This window comes from Erwinia persicina (assembly GCF_014838825.1).
Taxonomy (GTDB): Bacteria; Pseudomonadota; Gammaproteobacteria; order Enterobacterales; family Enterobacteriaceae; genus Erwinia; species Erwinia persicina_A.
The window spans coordinates 225974-247089 of sequence record NZ_JACYMO010000003.1 but is presented as its reverse complement, the minus strand read 5'-3'; the positions used below and the strand labels follow the sequence as shown (position 1 = coordinate 247089).

General features: G+C 52.6%; 19 protein-coding genes and 1 tRNA gene. 11 read left to right on the top strand and 9 right to left on the bottom strand.

What is annotated here, in order from left to right:
* Positions 1-6 precede the first annotated feature (6 nt).
* The 4 genes from IFU29_RS10295 (at position 7) to hemW (ending at position 3218) form a co-directional block, all read left to right on the top strand.
* Complete coding sequence (locus IFU29_RS10295; protein WP_191933854.1) at positions 7-720, top strand: YggS family pyridoxal phosphate-dependent enzyme; 714 nt, start codon at positions 7-9, stop codon at positions 718-720.
* A gap of 8 nt (positions 721-728) precedes the next feature.
* Positions 729-1268 carry a YggT family protein gene (locus tag IFU29_RS10290; protein ID WP_191933853.1) on the top strand — a complete coding sequence of 180 codons (540 nt, stop codon included), beginning with the start codon at positions 729-731 and terminating at the stop codon, positions 1266-1268.
* Between the two features lie 227 nt (positions 1269-1495).
* Positions 1496-2089: an RdgB/HAM1 family non-canonical purine NTP pyrophosphatase gene (rdgB, locus tag IFU29_RS10285; protein WP_191933852.1), complete on the top strand. Its 594-nt coding sequence runs from the start codon at positions 1496-1498 to the stop codon at positions 2087-2089.
* Complete coding sequence (gene hemW, locus IFU29_RS10280; protein ID WP_191933851.1) at positions 2082-3218, top strand: radical SAM family heme chaperone HemW; 1137 nt, start codon at positions 2082-2084, stop codon at positions 3216-3218. Before rdgB ends, hemW begins: the two co-directional genes overlap by 8 nt.
* 102 nt (positions 3219-3320) lie before the next feature.
* Here hemW and IFU29_RS10275 read toward each other — a convergent pair whose 3' ends face one another.
* The 3 genes from IFU29_RS10275 to trmB all read right to left on the bottom strand — a co-directional run bounded on the left by IFU29_RS10275 (position 3321) and on the right by trmB (position 5161).
* On the bottom strand, positions 3321-4034 hold the full coding sequence (locus IFU29_RS10275) for a DUF2884 domain-containing protein (RefSeq protein ID WP_191933850.1): 714 nt from the start codon (positions 4032-4034) through the stop codon (positions 3321-3323).
* An 81-nt stretch (positions 4035-4115) separates the two neighbouring features.
* Positions 4116-4442 (bottom strand): YggL family protein, encoded by a 327-nt coding sequence (locus IFU29_RS10270; protein WP_062744328.1) that lies wholly within the window; start codon positions 4440-4442, stop codon positions 4116-4118.
* A complete protein-coding gene (gene trmB / locus IFU29_RS10265; RefSeq protein WP_191933849.1) occupies positions 4442-5161 on the bottom strand; it encodes a tRNA (guanosine(46)-N7)-methyltransferase TrmB in 720 nt (239 codons plus the stop codon). The genes IFU29_RS10270 and trmB overlap by 1 nt, the downstream gene beginning before the upstream one ends.
* A 247-nt stretch (positions 5162-5408) precedes the next feature.
* Between trmB and mutY the strand changes: the two genes are divergently transcribed.
* Genes mutY through mltC form a run of 3 tightly spaced genes read left to right on the top strand, consistent with a single transcriptional unit; the run spans position 5409 to position 7898 of the window.
* Positions 5409-6494, top strand: a complete 1086-nt coding sequence (gene mutY, locus IFU29_RS10260) for an A/G-specific adenine glycosylase (protein WP_191933848.1) — start codon at positions 5409-5411, stop codon at positions 6492-6494.
* Positions 6494-6766: an oxidative damage protection protein gene (locus tag IFU29_RS10255; protein ID WP_062744330.1), complete on the top strand. Its 273-nt coding sequence runs from the start codon at positions 6494-6496 to the stop codon at positions 6764-6766. The genes mutY and IFU29_RS10255 overlap by 1 nt, the downstream gene beginning before the upstream one ends.
* A gap of 52 nt (positions 6767-6818) precedes the next feature.
* Complete coding sequence (mltC, locus tag IFU29_RS10250) at positions 6819-7898, top strand: membrane-bound lytic murein transglycosylase MltC (protein ID WP_191933847.1); 1080 nt, start codon at positions 6819-6821, stop codon at positions 7896-7898.
* Between the two features lie 59 nt (positions 7899-7957).
* Here the strand turns inward: mltC and IFU29_RS10245 are convergent, their stop codons facing one another.
* Complete coding sequence (locus IFU29_RS10245; protein ID WP_191933846.1) at positions 7958-8788, bottom strand: phosphoenolpyruvate hydrolase family protein; 831 nt, start codon at positions 8786-8788, stop codon at positions 7958-7960.
* Positions 8789-8790: 2 nt separating this feature from the next.
* Positions 8791-10011: a Tm-1-like ATP-binding domain-containing protein gene (locus IFU29_RS10240; protein ID WP_191933845.1), complete on the bottom strand. Its 1221-nt coding sequence runs from the start codon at positions 10009-10011 to the stop codon at positions 8791-8793.
* 270 nt (positions 10012-10281) lie between these two features.
* Here IFU29_RS10240 and IFU29_RS10235 point away from each other — a divergent pair, with 270 nt between their 5' ends.
* Positions 10282-10935 carry a TetR/AcrR family transcriptional regulator gene (locus IFU29_RS10235; protein ID WP_191934047.1) on the top strand — a complete coding sequence of 218 codons (654 nt, stop codon included), beginning with the start codon at positions 10282-10284 and terminating at the stop codon, positions 10933-10935.
* Positions 10936-10991: 56 nt separating this feature from the next.
* Here the strand turns inward: IFU29_RS10235 and IFU29_RS10230 are convergent, their stop codons facing one another.
* On the bottom strand, positions 10992-13136 hold the full coding sequence (locus IFU29_RS10230) for an ornithine decarboxylase (RefSeq protein ID WP_191933844.1): 2145 nt from the start codon (positions 13134-13136) through the stop codon (positions 10992-10994).
* Between the two features lie 703 nt (positions 13137-13839).
* Between IFU29_RS10230 and IFU29_RS10225 the strand changes: the two genes are divergently transcribed.
* A tRNA-Phe gene (locus tag IFU29_RS10225) sits at positions 13840-13915 on the top strand.
* Between the two features lie 769 nt (positions 13916-14684).
* On the opposite strand, the gene IFU29_RS10220 is transcribed toward IFU29_RS10225, so the two are convergent.
* The 3 genes from IFU29_RS10220 to IFU29_RS10210 all read right to left on the bottom strand — a co-directional run bounded on the left by IFU29_RS10220 (position 14685) and on the right by IFU29_RS10210 (position 16601).
* Positions 14685-15167 (bottom strand): hypothetical protein, encoded by a 483-nt coding sequence (locus IFU29_RS10220; protein ID WP_191933843.1) that lies wholly within the window; start codon positions 15165-15167, stop codon positions 14685-14687.
* 851 nt (positions 15168-16018) lie between these two features.
* Positions 16019-16225, bottom strand: coding sequence for a hypothetical protein (locus IFU29_RS10215; RefSeq protein WP_191933842.1), 207 nt, complete (start codon positions 16223-16225; stop codon positions 16019-16021).
* Complete coding sequence (locus tag IFU29_RS10210; RefSeq protein ID WP_191933841.1) at positions 16191-16601, bottom strand: hypothetical protein; 411 nt, start codon at positions 16599-16601, stop codon at positions 16191-16193. The genes IFU29_RS10215 and IFU29_RS10210 overlap by 35 nt, the downstream gene beginning before the upstream one ends.
* 1691 nt (positions 16602-18292) lie before the next feature.
* Between IFU29_RS10210 and IFU29_RS10205 the strand changes: the two genes are divergently transcribed.
* Positions 18293-19123, top strand: a complete 831-nt coding sequence (locus IFU29_RS10205; RefSeq protein WP_244633676.1) for a tyrosine-type recombinase/integrase — start codon at positions 18293-18295, stop codon at positions 19121-19123.
* A gap of 648 nt (positions 19124-19771) precedes the next feature.
* Positions 19772-20944: a glycosyltransferase family 9 protein gene (locus IFU29_RS10200; protein WP_191933840.1), complete on the top strand. Its 1173-nt coding sequence runs from the start codon at positions 19772-19774 to the stop codon at positions 20942-20944.
* Positions 20945-21116 lie beyond the last annotated feature (172 nt).

Below are 21116 nucleotides of genomic sequence, written 5' to 3'. Positions count from 1 at the left end.
CTGACTATGACTTCGATTGAGCACAACTTACAGCAAGTCCACCAGCGGATCGCGGCGGCGGCGACACAGTGCGGGCGCGATCCACATGAGATTGAGCTGCTTGCAGTGAGTAAAACAAAACCTGCGAGCGCGGTCGAAGAAGCGGTAGCGGCCGGTCAGCGCAGCTTCGGTGAAAATTACGTGCAGGAAGGCGTGGACAAAATCCAGCTGCTGGCAAATTCCGACCTGACCTGGCACTTTATTGGCCCGCTGCAATCTAACAAAAGTCGCCTGGTGGCGGAGAACTTTGACTGGTGTCATACCGTTGACCGGCTGCGCATTGCCCGCCGTCTGAACGAACAGCGCCCTGAAACGCTGCCACCGCTTAACGTTCTGATCCAGATAAACATCAGCGATGAGCAGAGCAAGTCCGGTATTCCCCTTACTGACCTGCCTGCGCTGGCACAAGATATTGCCGCGCTGCCACGGCTCAGGCTGCGGGGACTGATGGCAATCCCCGCGCCGGAAGCCGACTACGCCCGCCAGCTGGCGGTGTGTCAGCAGATGGCGGCGGCATTTAAGCAGTTACAGCAGGAGATCCCCGGCGTGGATACGCTGTCGCTGGGAATGAGTGACGATATGGACGCCGCGATCGCGGCCGGTAGTACCCTGGTGCGCATTGGCACCGCTATTTTCGGCGCGCGCGACTACGGTCATGCCGCCGCTCATCACAACAACTGAGGAACCCCATGCTAGCGTTGATCTTTCTGGTCACAACGGTGATTGCGATTTACATCAAAGTGTTATTACTGCGCGTCTGGATGCAGTGGGCACGGTGTGACTTCTATAACCCGTTTTCACAGTTTGTGGTGAAAATCACTCAACCGATCGTCAAACCCGTGCGCCGAATCATCCCGTCTGTCGGACCGGTGGATACTGCCTCGCTGCTGCTGGCCTATCTCGTCAGCGTGCTGCTGGGGCCGGTGACGTTGCGCCTGTTTGTACCGGATCCGATTTTCCTCTATCTGGGCCTGGTCATTCTGGTTAAAGCAGCGGGCATGCTGGTGTTCTGGGTGATTATCGTTCGCTCACTGATGAGCTGGGTAAGCCAGGGTCGTAACCCGGTTGATTACGTGCTGATCCAGCTGACCGAGCCCCTGATGGCCCCGGTACGCCGCATTATTCCGGCGATGGGTGGCATCGACTTCTCGGCGATGGCCGTCATTCTGGTTCTCTATATGCTGAACTTCCTGGGGCTGGAATATATCCCCGGCTGGGCCCAATTTTAAATAGCCTTCATACTTGAAACTGCCGCTGCGTTGGCTGCGTACATTCGCCCCGGTCACTTACTACAGTAAGTTCCCGGGGTCTCATGTCCTTGCCGCCTTGCGGCAGCTCCAATTATTTTGGCTATTGGATTAACCATGATTCTTTCCCTTGAAGGGCAAACTTCCTGGTTATATCTCTCAATCTGTTTCTCAATCTGTTTTCTAAAAATTATCGCTCTGGAATGATTATGCAAAAAGTTGTACTCGCCACCGGCAACCCCGGGAAAGTTCGCGAACTGGCTGACCTGCTGGCCGCGTTTGGGCTGGATATTGTCGCGCAAACGGAACTGGGCGTGGAGTCTGCCGAAGAAACCGGTCTGACCTTTATTGAAAACGCCATTCTGAAAGCACGTCATGCCGCAGCCATGACCGGTTTACCGGCGATCGCCGATGACTCCGGGCTGGCGGTCGATGCCCTTGGCGGTGCGCCGGGTATCTATTCAGCACGCTATGCGGGCCCGGACGCCAGTGACCAGCAGAATCTGGAAAAACTGCTGACCGCACTGGCAGCCACGCCGGACGGGGAGCGTCAGGCGCAGTTTCACTGCGTGCTGGTCTATCTGCGTCATGCTGAAGATCCGACGCCGCTGGTGTTCCACGGCAGCTGGGCGGGCGAAATCACCCGCACCGCTGCAGGCGTCGGCGGCTTTGGCTATGACCCCATTTTCTACGTGCCGGCGCTGGGGAAAACCGCAGCTGAACTGAGTAAAGCGGAAAAACAGGCGGTGTCACACCGTGGCCAGGCCCTCAGCCTGCTGTTGAGTGCCATGAAAGATGGCTAATCTCCCGCCGTTAAGCCTGTACATCCATATTCCCTGGTGTGTGCAGAAGTGCCCGTACTGCGATTTCAACTCCCATGCGCTGAAAGGGGAAGTGCCGCACGAAGAGTACGTGCAGCACCTGCTAAACGACCTGGATCTCGATCTGCCGCTGACGTCAGGCCGCGAAGTGAGCACCATCTTCATCGGGGGCGGTACGCCAAGCCTGTTAAGCAGCGAAGCGATGCAGATGCTGCTGGACGGCGTGCGTGCGCGTCTGCCCCTGTCGCCTGCCGCTGAGATCACCATGGAAGCCAATCCGGGTGCCGTCGAAGCAGAGCGCTTCAGCGGCTACCAGCGTGCCGGAGTCAATCGTATCTCCATAGGTGTGCAGAGCTTCAGCGCGGCCAAACTGGAGCGTCTGGGGCGCATTCACGGACCAGAAGAAGCAAAGCGGGCGGCACGGCTGGCCGAAGGCCTCGGGCTGCGCAGCTTTAACCTCGACCTGATGCACGGCCTGCCGGATCAGTCGCTGGAAGAGGCGCTGGACGATCTGCGCCAGGCCATCGCGCTCAATCCGCCTCATCTGTCGTGGTATCAGCTGACCATCGAGCCGAATACCCTGTTTGCCTCGCGGCCGCCGCGCCTGCCGGATGAGGACGACCTGTGGGATATTTTCGAACAGGGTGATGCGCTGCTGACAGCGGCGGGATACCAGCAATATGAGACGTCCGCCTATGCCAAACCCGGCTATCGCTGCGAACATAACCTCAACTACTGGCGCTTTGGTGATTACCTGGGTATTGGCTGTGGTGCCCACGGCAAGCTGACCCAGCCGGACGGTATCATTATCCGCACCGCAAAAACGAAGCACCCGCGCGGTTTTATGAGCGGCAAATATCTGGATAAACGACACGAAGTGGCCGATGCGGAGAAGCCGTTTGAGTTCTTTATGAACCGTTTCCGTCTGCTGGAAGCCGCACCGCGCGAAGAGTACACGCGCTACACCGGCCTGGCGGAAAGTACCATCCGCACGCAGCTCGACGAGGCGATCGCCAGAGGCTATCTGACGGAAACGGCAGAGGCGTGGCAGATTACTGAGAAAGGGAAGCTGTTCCTGAACTCGCTGCTGGAGCTTTTCCTGGCAGAATAATACGCCGCGGGGCGAGCGGAAAAAACGGCCGCCCCCTGCGTATAAACCATGACGCAGGGGCTGACCTTCTTTTTCGGTCAGCCCGCCACATCAAATGGCACGTTATTTCAACCCGGCGATCAGCGCCTTGCGCTGTCCTTCCAGGGTGGTAACACGATTACAGACTTCATGACCAAAGTTCTGGAAATCCTGCTCCTGATTGCTCCACTCGGCCTGAATCGCCTGCTGTAAGCCCCCCAGATTGCCCATGATCGCCTGCAACGGGTTATCGCCGCCGGTCGATTTGCTGCCCATCTCATTCAGGCTGTCCTGCACCACGCCGCCCATCGCATTCTGTACCAGACGCTCCCCCTCCTGACGAACCTGCTCCACGGCCTGATGGTGGAAGGTTAAGCCATCGCTACGATGCTCGATGATGCGATTCATCTGCTGCTTGAGCTGCCCGTCCAGCGAGGTCAGGCGCTGACGCACGTTACTGTCCTGCCCCAGCTTCTGCACAATCACCCGATCCAGCGCCACACGGCCTTTTTCCAGCCGCTGTTTTGCTCCGTTATCGATCCACGGCAGATCACGGCGCAGCGCGGTCTGATAATCGATGGCTTTCTGACGCGTAGCGTCATCGATACTGGCCACTTTGCCATTACGCTGCACGTCACCAACGGGGGAAATAATCAGCTTACCGCTGGCACCCACCACTTCCACCTGGTTCGGGCTGATAATGATATCGTCCTGAGGATTAACGCTGCACTGGTAATCCGCCTGAGCCTGGCCTGCGGCCAGCAGCAGTAATGCTCCACTGAAAAGTGCCTTACGCATAAATCGTCTCCTTGATATGAAAAAAGGGGCAACCAGAAAAATGGTCGCCCCCCTTATATGGTCACGCCGGAGGGCAGACCGTCAGTCCCACCAGACGTCAAAAAGTTCGGTCACTTTGACGTCGTTCAGTTTACGGGCTTCCAGCCAGTTTTTGACCAGCTCACGATGCTCGTCGGTGCACTTGCCAATTTTCTGCAGGCAGATCAGACCTTCCCACTGCAGATAGCCGCTGCCATCAAAAGCCAGGCCATTTGGATCAATGACTTCATTGATCAGTGCATCAACGGTGCTGTCGATAGTCTGTTCGTCAGTCCCTTCCGGGAAGGTAAAGCCCACGGAGAAACCTAACTCCTGGAACTCATCGATGTGCATTTTCTTACGTAGACGACGACTGCGTTGTGTAGCCATTATTTAATCCTCTCAAACATCAGATCCCATACACCGTGGCCAAGACGCTGCCCACGCTGCTCAAATTTCGTTAACGGCCGAGACTCGGGACGCGGCACCCAGTTTCCGGCTTCTGACTGGTTTTTATACCCGTCGATACTGCTCATCACTTCCAGCATATGCTCCGCGTAAGCTTCCCAGTCGGTTGCCATGTGGAACACGCCGCCCGGTTTCAGTTTACGCTGTACTAATTCAGCAAACGGCACCTGCACGATACGACGTTTGTTATGACGCGCTTTATGCCACGGGTCCGGGAAGAACAGCTGCACCATACGCAGCGAATTATCCGGGATCATCAAATCCAGCACTTCGACCGCATCATGACACATCACGCGCAGATTGCTGACCCCGGCCTCTTCCGCCGTGGCCAGGCAGGCACCCACGCCAGGAGAGTGTACTTCAATACCCAAAAAATTCTGGTGCGGATTACTGGCTGCCATCGCCACCAGCGACGCTCCCATACCAAAGCCAATTTCCAGCACCAGCGGTGCATCACGGCCAAACAGAGCGGTTAAATCTACCGGTTCCGGCTGAAACTCAACGCCCATTACCGGCCACAGCGTATCCAGCGCCTGCTGCTGGCCTTTGGTCAGGCGGCCCTGGCGGCGCACAAAGCTGCGGATACGGCGCATAGCGCGGCCATTTTCGTCAAATTCCGGTGAGATAACATCGTTTTTCATGATTCTGCCTGCGGCTGTGCACTGTAGAAAGCGGGCATTATGCCTTCAGGAAGTGAAAACATAAAGAACACCCTTACCGGCTCACCTTCAGGGCTGACTGGCAGTATAGCGTCCGATCGGCGTTCGGGTGGCTGCGCGGCCTCATCGGGTGGTTAATAAAATGCAGTGAATATCCGGTTTACAGCCCTTAATGTCTGTGCTGGAATCCCTGCCTGATTTTCAGAATGGCACAACGGGAACCCACATCATGCAGCCAGCGCAGTTTTCACATCAGGTACTGGAATGGTATCAGCGCTACGGGCGTAAAACCCTGCCCTGGCAGCTGGAAAAAACGCCCTATAAAGTCTGGCTGTCTGAGGTCATGCTGCAACAGACGCAGGTCGCCACCGTGATCCCCTACTTCGGGCGCTTTATGGCGCGTTTTCCCACCGTCAGCGATCTGGCCGCCGCCCCGCTGGACGAAGTGCTGCACCTGTGGACTGGCCTGGGCTACTACGCGCGTGCGCGTAACCTGCACAAAGCAGCGAAAACCGTCGTCGATAAACACGGTGGGGTATTCCCGGAAACGCTGGAGGAGGTCGAGGCCCTGCCGGGTATCGGTCGTTCCACCGCTGGCGCAGTGCTTTCACTGGCGCTGGGCAAGCACTTCCCGATCCTTGATGGCAACGTAAAGCGCGTGCTGGCACGCTGCTATGCCGTGGACGGCTGGCCAGGAAAGAAAGAGGTTGAAAAGCGCCTGTGGCAGCTCAGTGAAGCCGTCACGCCTGCCGAGGGTGTCAGCCAGTTTAATCAGGCGATGATGGATCTGGGTGCCATGGTCTGCACCCGGTCAAAACCGAAGTGTGAGATCTGCCCACTGAATAGCGGTTGCCTGGCTTACGCGCACAGCAGCTGGGCGCAGTACCCGGGAAAAAAACCGAAGCAGACTATCCCGGAGCGGACCGGTTATCTGCTTCTGATGCAGCAAGGACAGGAGGTCTGGCTGGAACAGCGCCCGCCCGTCGGCCTGTGGGGCGGGTTATTCTGCTTTCCCCAGTACTCCAGCGAGGAAGCACTGCGCCAGGCCCTGCGGCAGCGCGGAGTGGATGACCGAAAATTACGTCAGATGAACGCCTTCCGTCATACCTTCAGCCATTTCCACCTGGATATTGTGCCAATGTGGCTGGATCTGCCTTCTGTCCGTGCAGCAATGGATGATGGGCCGGGTCTCTGGTATAACTTAGCGCAGCCGCCCGCTGTGGGGCTGGCCGCGCCGGTAGAGCGTCTGCTACAGCAGTTGCGCCAGCCACACGCCATGGCATTGAGCGCTCGCGTAACGGAAGAGGAAGAGTAATGAGCCGAACTATTTTTTGTACGTTCCTGCAACGTGACGCCGAAGGACAGGATTTTCAGCTGTATCCGGGTGAGACAGGTAAACGTATTTTTAACGAAATTTCCAAAGAAGCCTGGTCAAAATGGATGGCAAAACAGACCATGCTGATCAATGAAAAGAAACTCAGCATGATGAACCCTGATGACCGTAAGCTGCTGGAACAGGAGATGATTAAATTCCTGTTTGAAGGCCACGACGTGCATATCGAAGGTTATACCCCGCCGGAAGAATAAGTCGTTGGGCCTCACTGATGAGGCCCTCTCAATTGTGGGCATGTACAATAAAATGAAGAAAAAACTGATAAGTTTGCTGATTATTGCACCGTTGTTGGTTTCCTGCTCCGGCAAGAAACAGAACGCGTCTGATGAAAATTGGATTAAAGACACCAACGGTTTTGATATTTTGATGGGACAGTTTGCCCACAACATCGAAAATATCTGGGGGATTAACGAAGTCCTGATTGCGGGTCCGAAAGACTACGTTAAATACAGCGATCAGTACTACACCCGAAGCCATATTAACTTCGATGCCGGTAGCATTACGATTGAAACCATCGCCGGGACCAATCCGACGGCCAGCCTGCGTCAGGCCATTATCACCACCCTGCTGATCGGGGAAGATCCGGGCAATGTCGATCTCTATTCCGACGCCAAAGATATTCAGATCAGTAAAGAGCCATTGCTGTACGGCCAGGTACTGGATAATACCGGCCAGCCGATCCGCTGGCAGGGCCGCGCCGCCAGCTTTGCCGACTACCTGATCCAGAATAAACTTCAGCGCCGTAACTCCGGGCTGCACGTCATCTGGTCGGTGACCATTCCGATGGTGCCTAACCACCTGGATAAACGTGCGCACAAATATCTGCCGATGGTGCGTAAGGCCGCCGAACGCTACGGCGTCGATCAGTCGCTGATCCTGGCGATCATGCAGATTGAGTCCAGCTTTAACCCGTACGCGGTCAGTCATGCTGACGCACTGGGGCTGATGCAGGTCGTGCAGCATACCGCCGGAGTAGACGTGTTCCGCATGAAAGGGAAATGGGGCAAACCCAGCCGCAGCTATCTGCTGGATCCGGAAAATAATATTGATGCCGGTGCGGCCTATCTGTCGCTGCTACAGGGCAACTACCTGGCCGGGATCAGTAACCCGACCTCCCGCCGTTATGCGGTGATCACCGCCTACAACGGCGGTGCGGGTAGCGTGCTGCGTGTGTTCTCCAGCGATAAAGACCGTGCCTTCAGCGCCATTAACGGCCTGTCGCCTGCCGAGGTGTACCAGAAGCTGACCACCAGCCATCCGTCCGCCGAATCACGTCGTTACCTGTATAAGGTGAATAACGCGCAGAAGAGCTATCACCGTTACTAAAACACAGGCAAGGTACAGCAACCTGTACCTTGCCTGCCCTTCTTAACTTCACTCAGACATTACCGGCTGATGTTTTTAAACCGGCGGGTCGTTTCGGTCAGCGCCACTTCCGTTGGCAGCCGCTCCATTGAACTGGCACCGTAGAAACCATCGCACTGCGGGCAGTTGTCCATAATGTACTGTGCATCCTCCGGGCTGGATATCGGCCCGCCGTGGCACAGGACAATCACGTCCTCCCGCACGGCTTTCGCTGCCGCTGCCCACTCATTCACCCGGGGAACACAGTCCTTCAACTGTAATGCCGTTGCCGCGCCGATATTGCCGCCGGTAGTCAGCCCCATATGCGGCACAATAATATCAGCACCGGCCAGCGTCATTGCCACGGCATCCTCCGCGCTGAAGACGTAGGGCGTGGTCAGCATCTCTTTCTGATGCGCCAGCGCAATCATGTCGACTTCCAGCCCGTACCCCATGCCGGTCTCTTCCAGATTGGCGCGGAAGTTGCCGTCAATCAGGCCAACCGTGGGAAAATTTTGTACACCGGAAAAGCCCATCGCTTTCAAATCATCCAGGAACTTATCAAAATGACAGAAGGGATCGGTGCCGTTCACGCCGGCCAGTACCGGGGTGTGTTTCACCACCGGCAGAACCTCTTTAGCCATATCGACCACGATCTCATTCGCGTTGCCATATGCCAGCAGCCCGGCCAGTGAGCCGCGCCCGGCCATCCGATAGCGCCCGGAGTTATAAATAACAATAAGATCGATACCCCCGGCCTCTTCACATTTAGCCGACAGCCCGGTACCGGCCCCACCGCCGATAATCGGCTCACGGCGGGCAATCATCTGTCTGAAATGAGTCAGCAGCTGCTGACGGGTAAAAGCGGGCATGATTATCTTCCTCTCGACGCCAGTTGACGAAATTGTGCCACTGCTTCAGCGGCGAACTGTGGGTCATTAATATTCCACGGCAGGTGGATAAGTTGACGTTTTTCAGTCTGGTGACAGTGGGATCCCAGGGTGGTGATAAACGCCCGGTCGGCCTCGGGTGACCAGAATGGCTGGCCCGGGGCATCAAGGGCGGAAAATCCCCCTTCGGGGATCAGGAAGCGCAACTCGCCTTCACACTGGTTCAGTTTACCAGCGATCCACTGCGCCATGGCGATGTTCTCCTCCACCGTGGTCCGCATCAGCGTCACCTGGGCATTATGATGGTAGAACTGGCGGGCAGCATACTTTTCCGGCACGCCGGAGGGATGACCAAAGTTCACCATATCCAGCGCACCGCAGGATAATACGCCGGGTATCTGGCTGCGCGACAGGGCATCAAAACGGTCTTCACCGCAGGCCAGCACGCCGCCAAAGAGTAAATCGCAGACCTCCGTGGTGGTCAGGTCGAGCATCCCGGTCAGCATCCCGCTGTCTGCCAGCTTCTCCATCGCCCTGCCTCCGCTACCGGTAGCGTGAAACACCAGACAGTCATAGTCAGCCTCCAGCCCGGCGCTGACGGCCTCTATACACGGCGTGGTCACACCAAACATGGTCAAACCGATGGCCGGTTTATCGTCACCGGAAGAAGGCAGCGAGAATTTGACCGCACCAGCAATCTGATGGGCCGCATTACCCAGTACGCGGCGGGAAATACGGTTAAGGCCTGCCACGTCAGTCACCGAGTAAAGCATGCTGATATCACTGGCACCGACATAGGCAGACACATCGCCCGAGGCCATTGTTGACACCATCAGCTTCGGCACGCCCACGGGTAAGGCCTGCATCGCGGGAGTAATCAGCGCCGTCCCGCCGGAACCACCCAGCCCAATAATCCCAGCAACGTCGCTACGCTGGCTAAGGAAAATCCTAAAAGATTGTGCCATGGCATCAATGGCTTTTCCACGGTCACCACAGAACACACTGCTGCGGCCCTGGGGATGATAATCGGCCACCATTTCAGCCGGAATATCTGCGCGAAAAGTTTCGCTAAGTGGTTGAGTAGACAGATCAACTGTCAGGACTTTCACGCCGGTCTGCACTATCAGATCGCGCACGTAAAACAGTTCCCTTCCTTTAGTATCCGCTGTCGCAACAACGTAGATAGATCCATTCTGATTTTTCATTGGCGTTACGATAACCTGTTATTTATATTAATAAATAGTTGATATTAATGAAATAAAAACGTAAATAACTTTGGAGCGCAAAGACATCTCAAGGGCAGCGGCTCACAGTAGCACCTTAAAGATTGATAAATCAATTGAATGAAATATGAGACTACAGCTGTTTTTGACTACGCTTATAACGCCGGAGAAAGGTGCAGCCCCGCATCACCGGCAGTAAAATGCCGGTAGCATGGTTATAATGGTTACCGGACCGATACAGAGTCAGATCTACTGGAAAATGAGGTTATCGTGGAGCAAAGGGATTCTGCTGGCATTTTGGGGTTAACATCCACCCGGGCCAGAACACGTCGCTTACTGATTGATACGGCAATGAAGCTGTTTGATAGCGGCGCATTTCCATCCATTACTGAAGTCGCTCAGGAGGCACAGCTTTCTCGCGCTACAGCCTATCGCTACTTCCCTACGCAAAGTGCGTTGGTCTCGGCCATTGTCTCCGAGACGCTCAGTCCGATTAAAAGCTGGCAGCCGACCAAAACAGATGCCAGCGCCCGGATTGATGAACTGCTGAGTTTTGCTTTTCCGCGCATGTTGAAGCATGAAGGTACGCTTCGGGCGGCCCTGCATCTTTCACTGACGCAGTGGGCGCAGTCCCAGGCGGTGAATGCACCGCCGTTGAAAGAGAAGCTGGTGCGTGGCAACCGCAAAGAGATGTTAACGCAGGTGGTGGAACCGCTCAGCAAAGAGCTGCCGCCGGAGCTAATGGATCGCGTCATTCGTTCGCTGTCGCTGGTGTATGGCTCAGAGATCTTTCTGGTGATGAAAGATATCTGGGGCTGCGACAACGATGAGCTGCAGGATATTGGTAAGTGGATCGCGAAAGCGATTGTCCGCCAGGCACGGGAAGACGCGTTAAATCCGTCCTGAAGTGACGGTTTCATGACCGGTGGTCGACCCTTTTTTCGGCGACCACCGGCCCATGATCACGCCGTCAGCACGTAGCCCTGAAGCCGTTTTACGCCCTGCTCGTCGGTTTCAACATACACGCCCTGCAGCTCCGGTGAGAAGCCCGGCAGCAGATTCAGCCCCGCTTCCAGCGCCAGGAAATAGTCCTGTACCGCCCCGCCCCACTCTTCGCCCGGTACCACACAGAGTACGCCCGGAGGATAAGGCAAGGCCCCTTCTGCCGCGATACGTCCTGCCGCTTCGGCAATCGGCACCAGTTCGACGTTACCGCGAATAAACGCGATGTTGGCATCCTGCGGGTTCATCACCATTTTCGGCCAGCTCTGCTGGCGGAACATCGCCTTCTGCAGATCCTTCACATCATGGCTGACATACAGATCGTGCATCTCCTGGCACAGGCGCTTGAGGGTGTAGCCTTCGTAACGCGCCGCATTTTTACGGTAAATGGTCGGCAGCACGTCGCGCAGCAGCGCATCCTCTTTGATGTGCTGTTCAAACTGAGCCAGCTTCGCCACCAGCCGCGCCATTTTCTCCATGCTCTCTGCCGGCGTCAGCAGGAACAGAATAGAGTTCAGATCGCACTTTTCGGGCACGACGCCATTTTCACGCAGGTAGTTTGCCAGGATGGTCGCCGGAATGCCGAACGCAGCATATTGACCGCTGGCAGCATCAATACCGGGCGTGGTCAGCAGCAGCTTGCACGGGTCAACCAGATACTGATCTTTCTCGTAGCCGGTAAAACCGTGCCACGCCGCGCCAGGAGCGAAACTGAAGTAACGGACGTCCGAGGCGATAGTGGCCGTCGGCGCATCCTGCCATGGCCTGCCGTCGACCTCATCAGGGATAAACGGTTTAATCATCTCACAGCGCGCCAGAATCGCCTTGCGGGCGTCAATCCCCAGCACCACGCATTCGTGCCACAGGCGGCGACCGGCTTCCCCCTGATGCATTTTGGCGTTGATATCCAGCGCCGCAAACAGCGGATAGAACGGGCTGGTAGAGGCATGAAGCATAAAGGCATTGTTCAGCCGCTTATGGCTGCAAAAACGCTGCTGGCCGCGAATATGGTTATCTTTTTTGTGGATCTGCGAGGTCTGGGAGAACCCGGCCTGCTGCTTGTGTACCGACTGAGTCACAAAGATCCCCGGATCGGAAGGTTGCAGCTCAAGCAGCAGCGGCGAGCAGGCCTCCATAACCGGAATAAACTGTTCGTAGCCGACCCATGCCGAGTCAAACAGGATGTAGTCGCACAGGTGGCCGATACTGTCGAGCACCTTCCGCGCGTTGTAAACCGTGCCATCGTAAGTTCCGAGCTGGATCACGGCCAGGCGGAACGGCCGCGCGTCTCCGGCCCGATCCGGCGCCACCTCTTTAATCCGCTCACGCACGTAGGTCTCGTCAAAGCAGTGCGCATCAATACCACCGATAAAGCCGAACGGGTTACGCGCGGTCTCCAGATATACCGGCGTGGCTCCTGCCTGGATCAATGCGCCGTGATGGTTTGATTTATGATTATTGCGGTCAAACAGCACCAGATCGCCACGGGTCAGCAGCGCATTAGTGACCACTTTATTCGCGCTGGAGGTACCGTTCAGCACAAAGTAGGTTTTATCCGCGTTGAAAACTTTCGCTGCAAACTTCTGCGCATGTTTGGCTGACCCTTCATGGATCAGCAAATCCCCGAGCTTAACGTCGGCGTTGCACATATCGGCGCGAAACACGTTCTCACCAAAGAAGTCAAAGAACTGACGCCCGGCCGGATGTTTTTTAAAGAACTCGCCGCCCTGATGCCCGGGGCAGGCAAAGGTGGTGTTATCCATGGCTACATACTTGGTCAGCGTCTGGAAAAACGGCGGCAGTAAGTCAGCCTGATACCCGGAAGCCGCGGCTTCCAGCAGTGAAGCATCGCCCTTTTCGCCCGTCAGCACCCCGTCCACCGCAGGCAGACTGTCGGCCTGCGAGGCATCGTCCAGCGCGATAAACACCGGCAGGTTAAATCCCGTGTGGCGTAACAGTGCCAGCATACCGCTCCTGGCGTCAGAAACAGACAGCACCACCGCTGCCACATCGGTAAAATCGGTATTATCCAGCGTGACGACTTCGCGCCCGGTCTGGAGATGGATTGCCACGGTGGTACTGGCTGCAATTTTTAAAGGTGTCATAGCACAAATGCCCGGCGTTCAAGGATAAGTGGGTGTCAGAGGCTGTCAGCGATGAAGCGCCGCTCAGACCGGTAGACATCAGTAAAATCAGATCGCATCTGCTTTTACGCATGGCCAACAGTAAAGCGTAGTAAGACCTCACCGCACGGTGAGAGAGAGTATCGACAGGGTGTGACAACATGAAGATCGGCGGCACGGCATCTGCGGATGCGGGTTACAGAAGCGATTTATCAGCGCTGAACCTCTCATGGCGACGACCTCAGTGTACAGGGATGACAGGGATGTCAAAATTTGCGCAATAATGGCATTTTTTAGCAGCGGGTTCAATGCCAGCCCCCGGCATCAGACTTTTATCTGCCTTACCCTGCGCATGTTTTTCACCCGTTTGCCGCGCAGTCCGGGGCGGAAGCTAAAATGGTCATTGATACAGTAAAACGGCTGCGAGCACGGTGCTGAATGATTCAACCTAACCCAATGAAAGGATGTAAGTAATTTTCGGACAACCGGGATAAGAAAGAAAAGAGTGGCGGCTTCCGGTCATCGCCAGCCTGTCAGCCAGCAGGTAATGAGAAACTCAATTGCAGATAAAACAGCCAGAAAAAAGCATTTCAGCGTCTGGCTGGTGGAAAAGAGTGCAATCGGTCGGTTTTTCATAATAAAGCCGTTGACGCTGGCAGCGGCATAAGGTTTAATGCGACCCGTTGCCCGGATAGCTCAGTCGGTAGAGCAGGGGATTGAAAATCCCCGTGTCCTTGGTTCGATTCCGAGTCCGGGCACCAAAATTTAAAGAAACCAGCCTACGGGCTGGTTTCTTGCTTTCTGGGGTTCCGGTAGATTTCTGGTCGTATTGACCGCAGATGTCGCTGCTTTACCTCTTGAGTCCGACCCGAGCATCTCCTTTTAGCGACGCCCTACCCTTTCGGGCACTCTGCCAACCTCTGCTGGTCTTCACGCTGCCAATAAACACTATTTTCAGCCGGTATGTCTGCTGGTGAATTGATCACAGCAAGGCAGCATCCGGTCTTTGTCCGGTCAGGAGAAGACAAGCAGCATCGCTTCTGATGTGTGCAAAACACTACCGCGCCGGTAGGCTTGCTCAACCCCTCACAATCCAGGAAAGGATTCCCGGCCTTGCTCACGGTTCTCAATAAAATCGGTTATAAGCACCTCCTCAACCAACTTTCCCCAGCCACTGCCAAGACACCAGTAAGTGATGCTAATGACGGCGTTAATATGCCCGCTAAGCAGCAATTCAGGTCTGGCACTTTTGCTGTCCCTAACAATACTCATGTTGACTGTCGCATATGTGCCAGGAGCGGACATCGTAGACATCAAAGTATATTGATTACTGGGTAGCGGCTCAGAATCACGAAAAGCATACTTAAAAGTGGCATGGGTCGCAGGGAGGAGGCCGGAGTTCAAGGCAACAGGCATGCTCAACCAGCAACCTAAATGGGGGGAAAGCCAGGGAATGCGCCTTCTAAGGGAAAAAAAGCATTGATTTATCAGCAGAGCCATTGGCGGCTCAGCTGTCACTTTTTGGCTGTGTTACTCTGGGCTATCTAATGTGGAACGGACAAACTTACGCTGCGATTTCATCAGAGCGGGATACTTGGATCCCTTTTCACCAAACATTACGTCGTGCGTAATCATGGTTTCTATAACGGCTTTCTCATAGCGCTTTTGATCGACCATCATCCCCTGAAAGGTAACAATTACTAGCGGATCAACATCACCGTTACTCTGCAATCTCACATGATAGAGGCCGGTATAATCAGGAGATGATCCAGGTACGGAATTTGAATCTTTCGCCAAAGGATAACATGCGGTGTAACCGTGAATATGAGGATCGTAAATCTCAATGTAACCTTGCTTTTCCATCAAGATTTGGAGATCAACTAAATCATCATCATAGGATTCTTGTACTTCTACATCGAATCCGAACGTATCACTTGAAGATGCAAACTTTTTCGCGATTTCTACTTTGCTGAAGTAGATCTTCTTAGGTGCATTACCAGATTGTGTGCCCAACAAACTTCCCTTCTTCGGCTAAGTCCTTCTCACGAAGAGCACGAAGCTGGGCCTTACGTTCATCCCTGGAACCAGTTAACTGAACGCTACCTGCTTTGCGTGCTTGATTCAGAGTATGGACGATCTGTTTTGGGGATGGAGTGTGTTTCATAGAGAACCTCCGTTAATCTACACCACCAGTATAAACTTAAGCACAGGGAAGGACTATAGGATTGTCATAAAAATTTGACAGTCCATATCATCAGTATTAGTGACCACTAGGGCTTTATGAGGGGTATCTATATCTTGTACAATATGAATATTTCGATGTCAGATATTCATACTTAATATGTCTAGGCTTTTGATATCTCTGATGAATTCTGCCTAGGGCGATTATTACTAAATAATTTCTGCGCTTCGGTCACAGGACATTGTTTTTTCTCATTTTAGACGTCGCGTTCCCGTCTCCGGAAATGCAGGCGATGGTGCTGAAAACGTCTGTCGGGCCTAGAGACTTTTGCAGGCAAGGAGAAGAAGCGTTTATCCGGTGCCTAGCCAACGTCTTTTGTCTTAGGACGTGCTGGGTGAAACCATCTTCAGACGTCAAATTTCCTGCCTTATCATCTCCCTGGAAATACCTGGTGACTTTGCCGTCAATATTGCAATTTCCCCAATATAACGGAAAGCCCCCAGTCTCCTTCTGTAGCTGCGCTAGCTTTGAGCGTCTCGTGTGTACCTCATACAGCGAGTGAATAAGCGTCAGGATAAGCACAATGACCACTCTACACAGCCCCTTGTACAGCCAGAAACCAGAGCCAGTTGCCAGCTAGGACAACTGCAGGACTGTTCATAGCAGTCAGTTGCCCCCACCGTTAGCCATTCTTATCAATGTCATCAATTGTACGGTTGTTGTCATTGTAAGTTTTCATTAAGCGACCATCACCGTTTTTCAGGTCCTGCCCTGCCTGTTCTGCTATGGTGTTGTTCACTGTTTTAGCACCATTAACCCAGGCTTTCTTATTCTCTGCGAAATTTGCGCGGAGATCACTTTCGGGTTTCTTCAACGGTTTCTTTGCCATGCTGTATGCCCTCTAAATAATTGATGATTTCTTGAACGGTTACAACCGCATTCCCAGTTAGAGATATGGTCTTGAGCTCCCATCCTTCTTTTACAGAAAACCCTTTCATCGGACCTAAGATATAAACTACTTTTTCTTGAGAAAAGTACAGGACGTTAGATTTCTTATTTATTTGCCAGTCGGGGGGAGGGGAAAGGCGAAACTTTATTTTCCGCTGACCTAGCAATGCCTTGATTTTTTTGAATAAATTTAGTTTATCAACCGAACCTGTAGCGTTTTTGAACCTCTTCTCAAGACTTTCGATGTACTCATCCGAGGACATTTCATCTATTGGGGTTTCTTTTACGTCAGGTGAAAAGGGTAAAACATTAGACACGTTGCGCCCCCTTAAATTTCAAGAACCAGTTCCAATCAAGAGTAACTGAACTTGTTTCGATCATTCAAGAAAAAGAAGCATTGCGGAGGCCTGCGCCCGCCCGATAGGCGAACATTGGCAGATTACGAGCGGCGTCACTGTGTGAAATCTGAGAAAATGTCAGAGGTAAAAAACCGGCGTAATGCCAGCAGGGCGGTCAGAGAAGACAGAGTGTTTATGTCGCTACCTGTCTTACACGGTCAGTCCCTCTTACCCCGACTGCAGCTCCGCTAACTGCATGCGCCTGAAGTTACCAACCTACGCCACCGCAGAGATGTCTACCTGAACGCTACCATTTTGCACGAGGTGATCCGCATCACTACCACTAAGCAGCGTCGTTCGGGAATCGACTGGCCGAAAAATGGTTCGCATCTCGCCGACATTGACGAATTGAGGAGACTTTCGCAAGCGCCAGAGAGGAATTTGAGGCGGACGGTGAAACCTGCAAGCGGCGTGTCCTTCCCGTCAGGACCTGCAAACTGGATGATCGCGCCATCAACTTGACCATTCGCGCTGTCGTATCGCCCCACACGTTCTACGCAAGATGTTGCAGTGGCTGCTGGATCATTAAGCAATTGAGTTAACGCGATCGGGCTAAGGATTGTTCGTAGGGGACCTTAAGAAAACCACAAATCGTTCATTATTAATGTCCGCTTAACACCCTGAGACATTCGACAAACTTTTTATGGCTTCAGTAAGGGCGAGTGTCGCGCTTCGAGAGCCAGCAAATATTTCACTTCGTCGTACCAAGCTTTATCAGACCAATGCTGTTCATAATATGAGCAATAGCCAACTAGAAAGACTGATCAGCATCAACAGGGAAGTTTTTCCCCGCCACTCCCCCGCAATTCCTCCGCAGTTTTCCCGCCAGAGAGATCGACACATCCCTTGCATACCAACGCGTTGATCCAAATATCCCGTTTTCCCGGTTAATTTTTACAGTGCTTAGATAAATGATTACTCCTGAGTGATTTTTTATATTTTGTATCGTTACGTGCTTTTATAAAAATTAACAAACTCATCTTAAATAAGAACCATAACTAAAACATCAAAAAGGATAACTCTGACAGGGAATCCTTTCACAATACATCTTCATAAATTCTATAACTCATCGGAAATTATTTATGTTATGGACTCCTGTAAACGTGGAAACTTAGCGAGATTGATATTTTTTGCATTCATATTAATCATTAACATTCATCTCAATTAGTTAGGATTATTGAGACTCATCATAGCAGCATGCTATTTAACAACTGATTTCACATACACATTCACTTATATATTATTCATATGAATCATTTGTTATCAGTATCTTTCAGTTAATCGAATACCAATCTCTTTCATTCAATGCTACCCCTGCGTCATTTTCACGGGGGAACGGGGAATGACCAGTTAAACCGTTATGGCGCAACGCTTTTTCACCTCCCGTTTTCGGGAGTTTCACCGGGGAAATTGCGGAGAAGACCAGAGAAAGACCGGAGAATTTCATCTCACCTTCCCCCCTAATTGGTGATCGTCATTGCCACAACATATCCATGCAGCCTTTTCTTCCGCGGCTCGCATAACACACTGAGGCACGGGACTCTTACCTCCCTGCCTCACTTTCTGACGCTATTTACGCATTAATCACCCCAGCATAAGGAGACTTCTGCATGTCCACACTACGCCGCTTTAAGTTCACTCACAGCCTCATTGATGCACTGCCTCCGAATGAACCGGATGCGCCTTCTCGTGAAGCGGAATACAGCGATTCGGAAATCAGCGGGCTCAAATGTCTGGTAGGTAAAGGAGAAGGCAAGAAGAAATTTCTCCTGCGCTATCTGTGGCAGGGCCGCAAACGCGCCATCAGTATTGGTCACTGGCCGGAAATTGATGTCACTGTCGCCCGAAAGATTGCCACTGATATGAAACGCCAGATAGCCACCGGCACTGACCCGCGTTATGAGCGGGACAAATGCCGGGCCATTCCTACCCTTCAGGAAGCCTTCAGTCAGTATTATTTCCCGTGGGCGAAGCTACATAAAAAGAGCTGGAACAAGGATGAGCAGCGCTTTCGTGACCATATTGCCCCTGTCATGGGAAATCTGCTGCTTAATGAAATCACGCCGCGACACGTGACTCGTCTTCAGTCTTCGTTGTGCGAAACCTGTCAGCCCGCCACCAATAACCGGGTGATTGCTCTGCTGAAAGCCCTTCTCAGGTGGTCGCTGCGCCATGAGATGGTGGCGACGAACCCGGCAGCCAATACCCCCCTGCTGCGTGAAAATAATGCCCGTCAGCGGTATTTCTCGGAAACCGAAATCAGACGCATATTCGAGGCTGCCAGTGAGGACAACAGTCGTGTAGCCAGTATCTATATTCGTTTATTACTGCTGACCGGGCTACGCCGGGACGAGCTGAGGCTGGCAAAATGGGCGCATTACAGTTTGCAGCAGGGAACGCTGTGGCTGCCGGAAACCAAGAATGAAATGAATTTCTGCTGATAAATACGTCCGACATCTTTAAGGCTCCTCATGGGAACGTATTCTGAGAGCCCAGAGAACTCAGATGAGTGGTTTCAATTTCACCATATGCCTCGTTCATTAAAGGACATTGAAGTAATGCGGGCTATGGAATTCAACTATCCTGTGGACGAGATGCATATGGTTAGCAAGATATTCACAGTGTAACCCCTTTCACCGAACAGACACGAGTTTTGAAAATCCCCGTGTCCTTGGTTCGATTCCGAGTCCGGGCACCACTATTTAAAGAAACCAGCTTAACGGCTGGTTTTTTGCTTTCTGCGATCCGGACTCTCCATCGAACTGCGTTCGATTACTCGTCTCATCCATGAGACTCGCCCCTGCGGGGTTAACGCTAAAGCGTCATGTAAAAACACTCCCGACGTTTTTGTCCGAGTCCGGGCATCCTATTCAGAAGAACCCGCTTGGACTCCCCATCGAACGACGTTCGATAACGCATTTCATCCTTAATCGCACCTCCCTACTGAAAATACCCTGTCATCCCCCCCGTTAAGCTCAGTCTCACAAAATACAACCATATGTAAACTATCAACAGCGTTACTAACAAGTTATGGTAACGTAATAAGAAAAATACTACACTGTTCCGCTATTTTTATAAGGACATTCCTCATGACTGAACAGCTTGCCATTTCAATATCCAGCGGACGCTTTAGAAAATTAAGAGAGCTAAACAGACGCAAAAATTACTTTATGAAACAAGTAAGACTGGATACCAGACTGCTCATGGCAAAAATAAGGTGGGATAAATATAAAAAGAGCACGCTGGATATCACCGCTGTGAAAACCATCTTGCTTATTCGTAATGAGGGCACCATTGGCGATATGGTTGTCTATTGTCCTCTGGTGAAAAGCCTGCATACGGCAGGTTACAGCGTTGATGTTTTACTGACGAAATCCAGTAGTGTTGTGATGAAGCATAACCCCTATGTCAGAAACATCTATGAAGCGGATGACGCCAGCACCGAGGTCTATCTGAAGAGCTTCAACCACACTGTCCCCGCCTCAACGATGGAAACACTTAAAAATAACGACTACGACTTAGTGATTGACCCGTCATTATTCGACACGCCGGTACACAGAATGCAGCTATTGCGGGATATCAAGCCTAAATCGGTGCTTGCCTTTAATAAAAAAAAGCACTTCAACCATTACAGTCATTCTCTGGAATTTTTAGAGAGTGACAGAGAGCATGTCACTCAGGCAGCCTCATTAATTGCTGAATTCCTGACCAACAGTCCGACGCAAGGCCAGCCCTATAATTTATCTATCCCTGAGGATACGTTTAATGAGGTCAGGCACTTCTTCAGAGCAATGAATAATAAGAAAAAAATCGTCATTAATGCCTTTACCGGTAGCCGGGAACGGAATTTTTCACAACAACAGCTAGCGCAGATCCTTACCGACCTGAATACGCATTATGATGATCTGCAGATTATTCTACTCGACCGTTTGAAAGAGATTAACCTTCCCCTCCCTGATAATGTCATTGTTAATCCTTTCAATACGTTACATCATGTTATGGCACTAATTCATGAGTGCGATCTGGTTATTTCACCGGATACGGCCATCGTCCATATTTCTGCTGCATGGAACAAAACGCTGATATCCGTCTATAAGAACGTAGTAGACAATAACGATCTGTGGGCTCCGGGCTATGATAATGCCAGCCAGATCATCGTTAACAATCGGGCCATTTCCAACGTCGACGAGGTGCCTCAGCTTATCGCTGAGGAGATAAAGCGAAGGAATATTTTCACTGGCCAGGAACAGGCACAGCGATAAAAAAGTCACCGCGTCTACCATTAAAATTAAGCCTCCTGCTATCCCTGGCCGGAGGAGTATCCTGAAAGCTACCCGTCATGATTGTTTCATCAGCGCGGTGCGCCCGGTGCGATTCCGCTGTCATTCAGCCATTCTGCAGCATTTAGCGGGTACACCGGCGCAGCAAATATGA

Coding starts and splice junctions, on each gene's coding strand:
- IFU29_RS10205 (WP_244633676.1), top strand. CDS start 18,293: ATGTCCACACTACGCCGCTTTAAGTTCACTCACAGCCTCATTGATGCA.
- IFU29_RS10255 (WP_062744330.1), top strand. CDS start 6,494: ATGAGCCGAACTATTTTTTGTACGTTCCTGCAACGTGACGCCGAAGGA.
- IFU29_RS10240 (WP_191933845.1), bottom strand. CDS start 10,011: ATGAAAAATCAGAATGGATCTATCTACGTTGTTGCGACAGCGGATACT.
- mltC (WP_191933847.1), top strand. CDS start 6,819: ATGAAGAAAAAACTGATAAGTTTGCTGATTATTGCACCGTTGTTGGTT.
- IFU29_RS10200 (WP_191933840.1), top strand. CDS start 19,772: ATGACTGAACAGCTTGCCATTTCAATATCCAGCGGACGCTTTAGAAAA.
- mutY (WP_191933848.1), top strand. CDS start 5,409: ATGCAGCCAGCGCAGTTTTCACATCAGGTACTGGAATGGTATCAGCGC.
- IFU29_RS10270 (WP_062744328.1), bottom strand. CDS start 4,442: ATGGCTACACAACGCAGTCGTCGTCTACGTAAGAAAATGCACATCGAT.
- rdgB (WP_191933852.1), top strand. CDS start 1,496: ATGCAAAAAGTTGTACTCGCCACCGGCAACCCCGGGAAAGTTCGCGAA.
- IFU29_RS10290 (WP_191933853.1), top strand. CDS start 729: ATGCTAGCGTTGATCTTTCTGGTCACAACGGTGATTGCGATTTACATC.
- IFU29_RS10245 (WP_191933846.1), bottom strand. CDS start 8,788: ATGCCCGCTTTTACCCGTCAGCAGCTGCTGACTCATTTCAGACAGATG.
- IFU29_RS10295 (WP_191933854.1), top strand. CDS start 7: ATGACTTCGATTGAGCACAACTTACAGCAAGTCCACCAGCGGATCGCG.
- IFU29_RS10230 (WP_191933844.1), bottom strand. CDS start 13,136: ATGACACCTTTAAAAATTGCAGCCAGTACCACCGTGGCAATCCATCTC.
- IFU29_RS10275 (WP_191933850.1), bottom strand. CDS start 4,034: ATGCGTAAGGCACTTTTCAGTGGAGCATTACTGCTGCTGGCCGCAGGC.
- hemW (WP_191933851.1), top strand. CDS start 2,082: ATGGCTAATCTCCCGCCGTTAAGCCTGTACATCCATATTCCCTGGTGT.
- trmB (WP_191933849.1), bottom strand. CDS start 5,161: ATGAAAAACGATGTTATCTCACCGGAATTTGACGAAAATGGCCGCGCT.
- IFU29_RS10215 (WP_191933842.1), bottom strand. CDS start 16,225: ATGGCAAAGAAACCGTTGAAGAAACCCGAAAGTGATCTCCGCGCAAAT.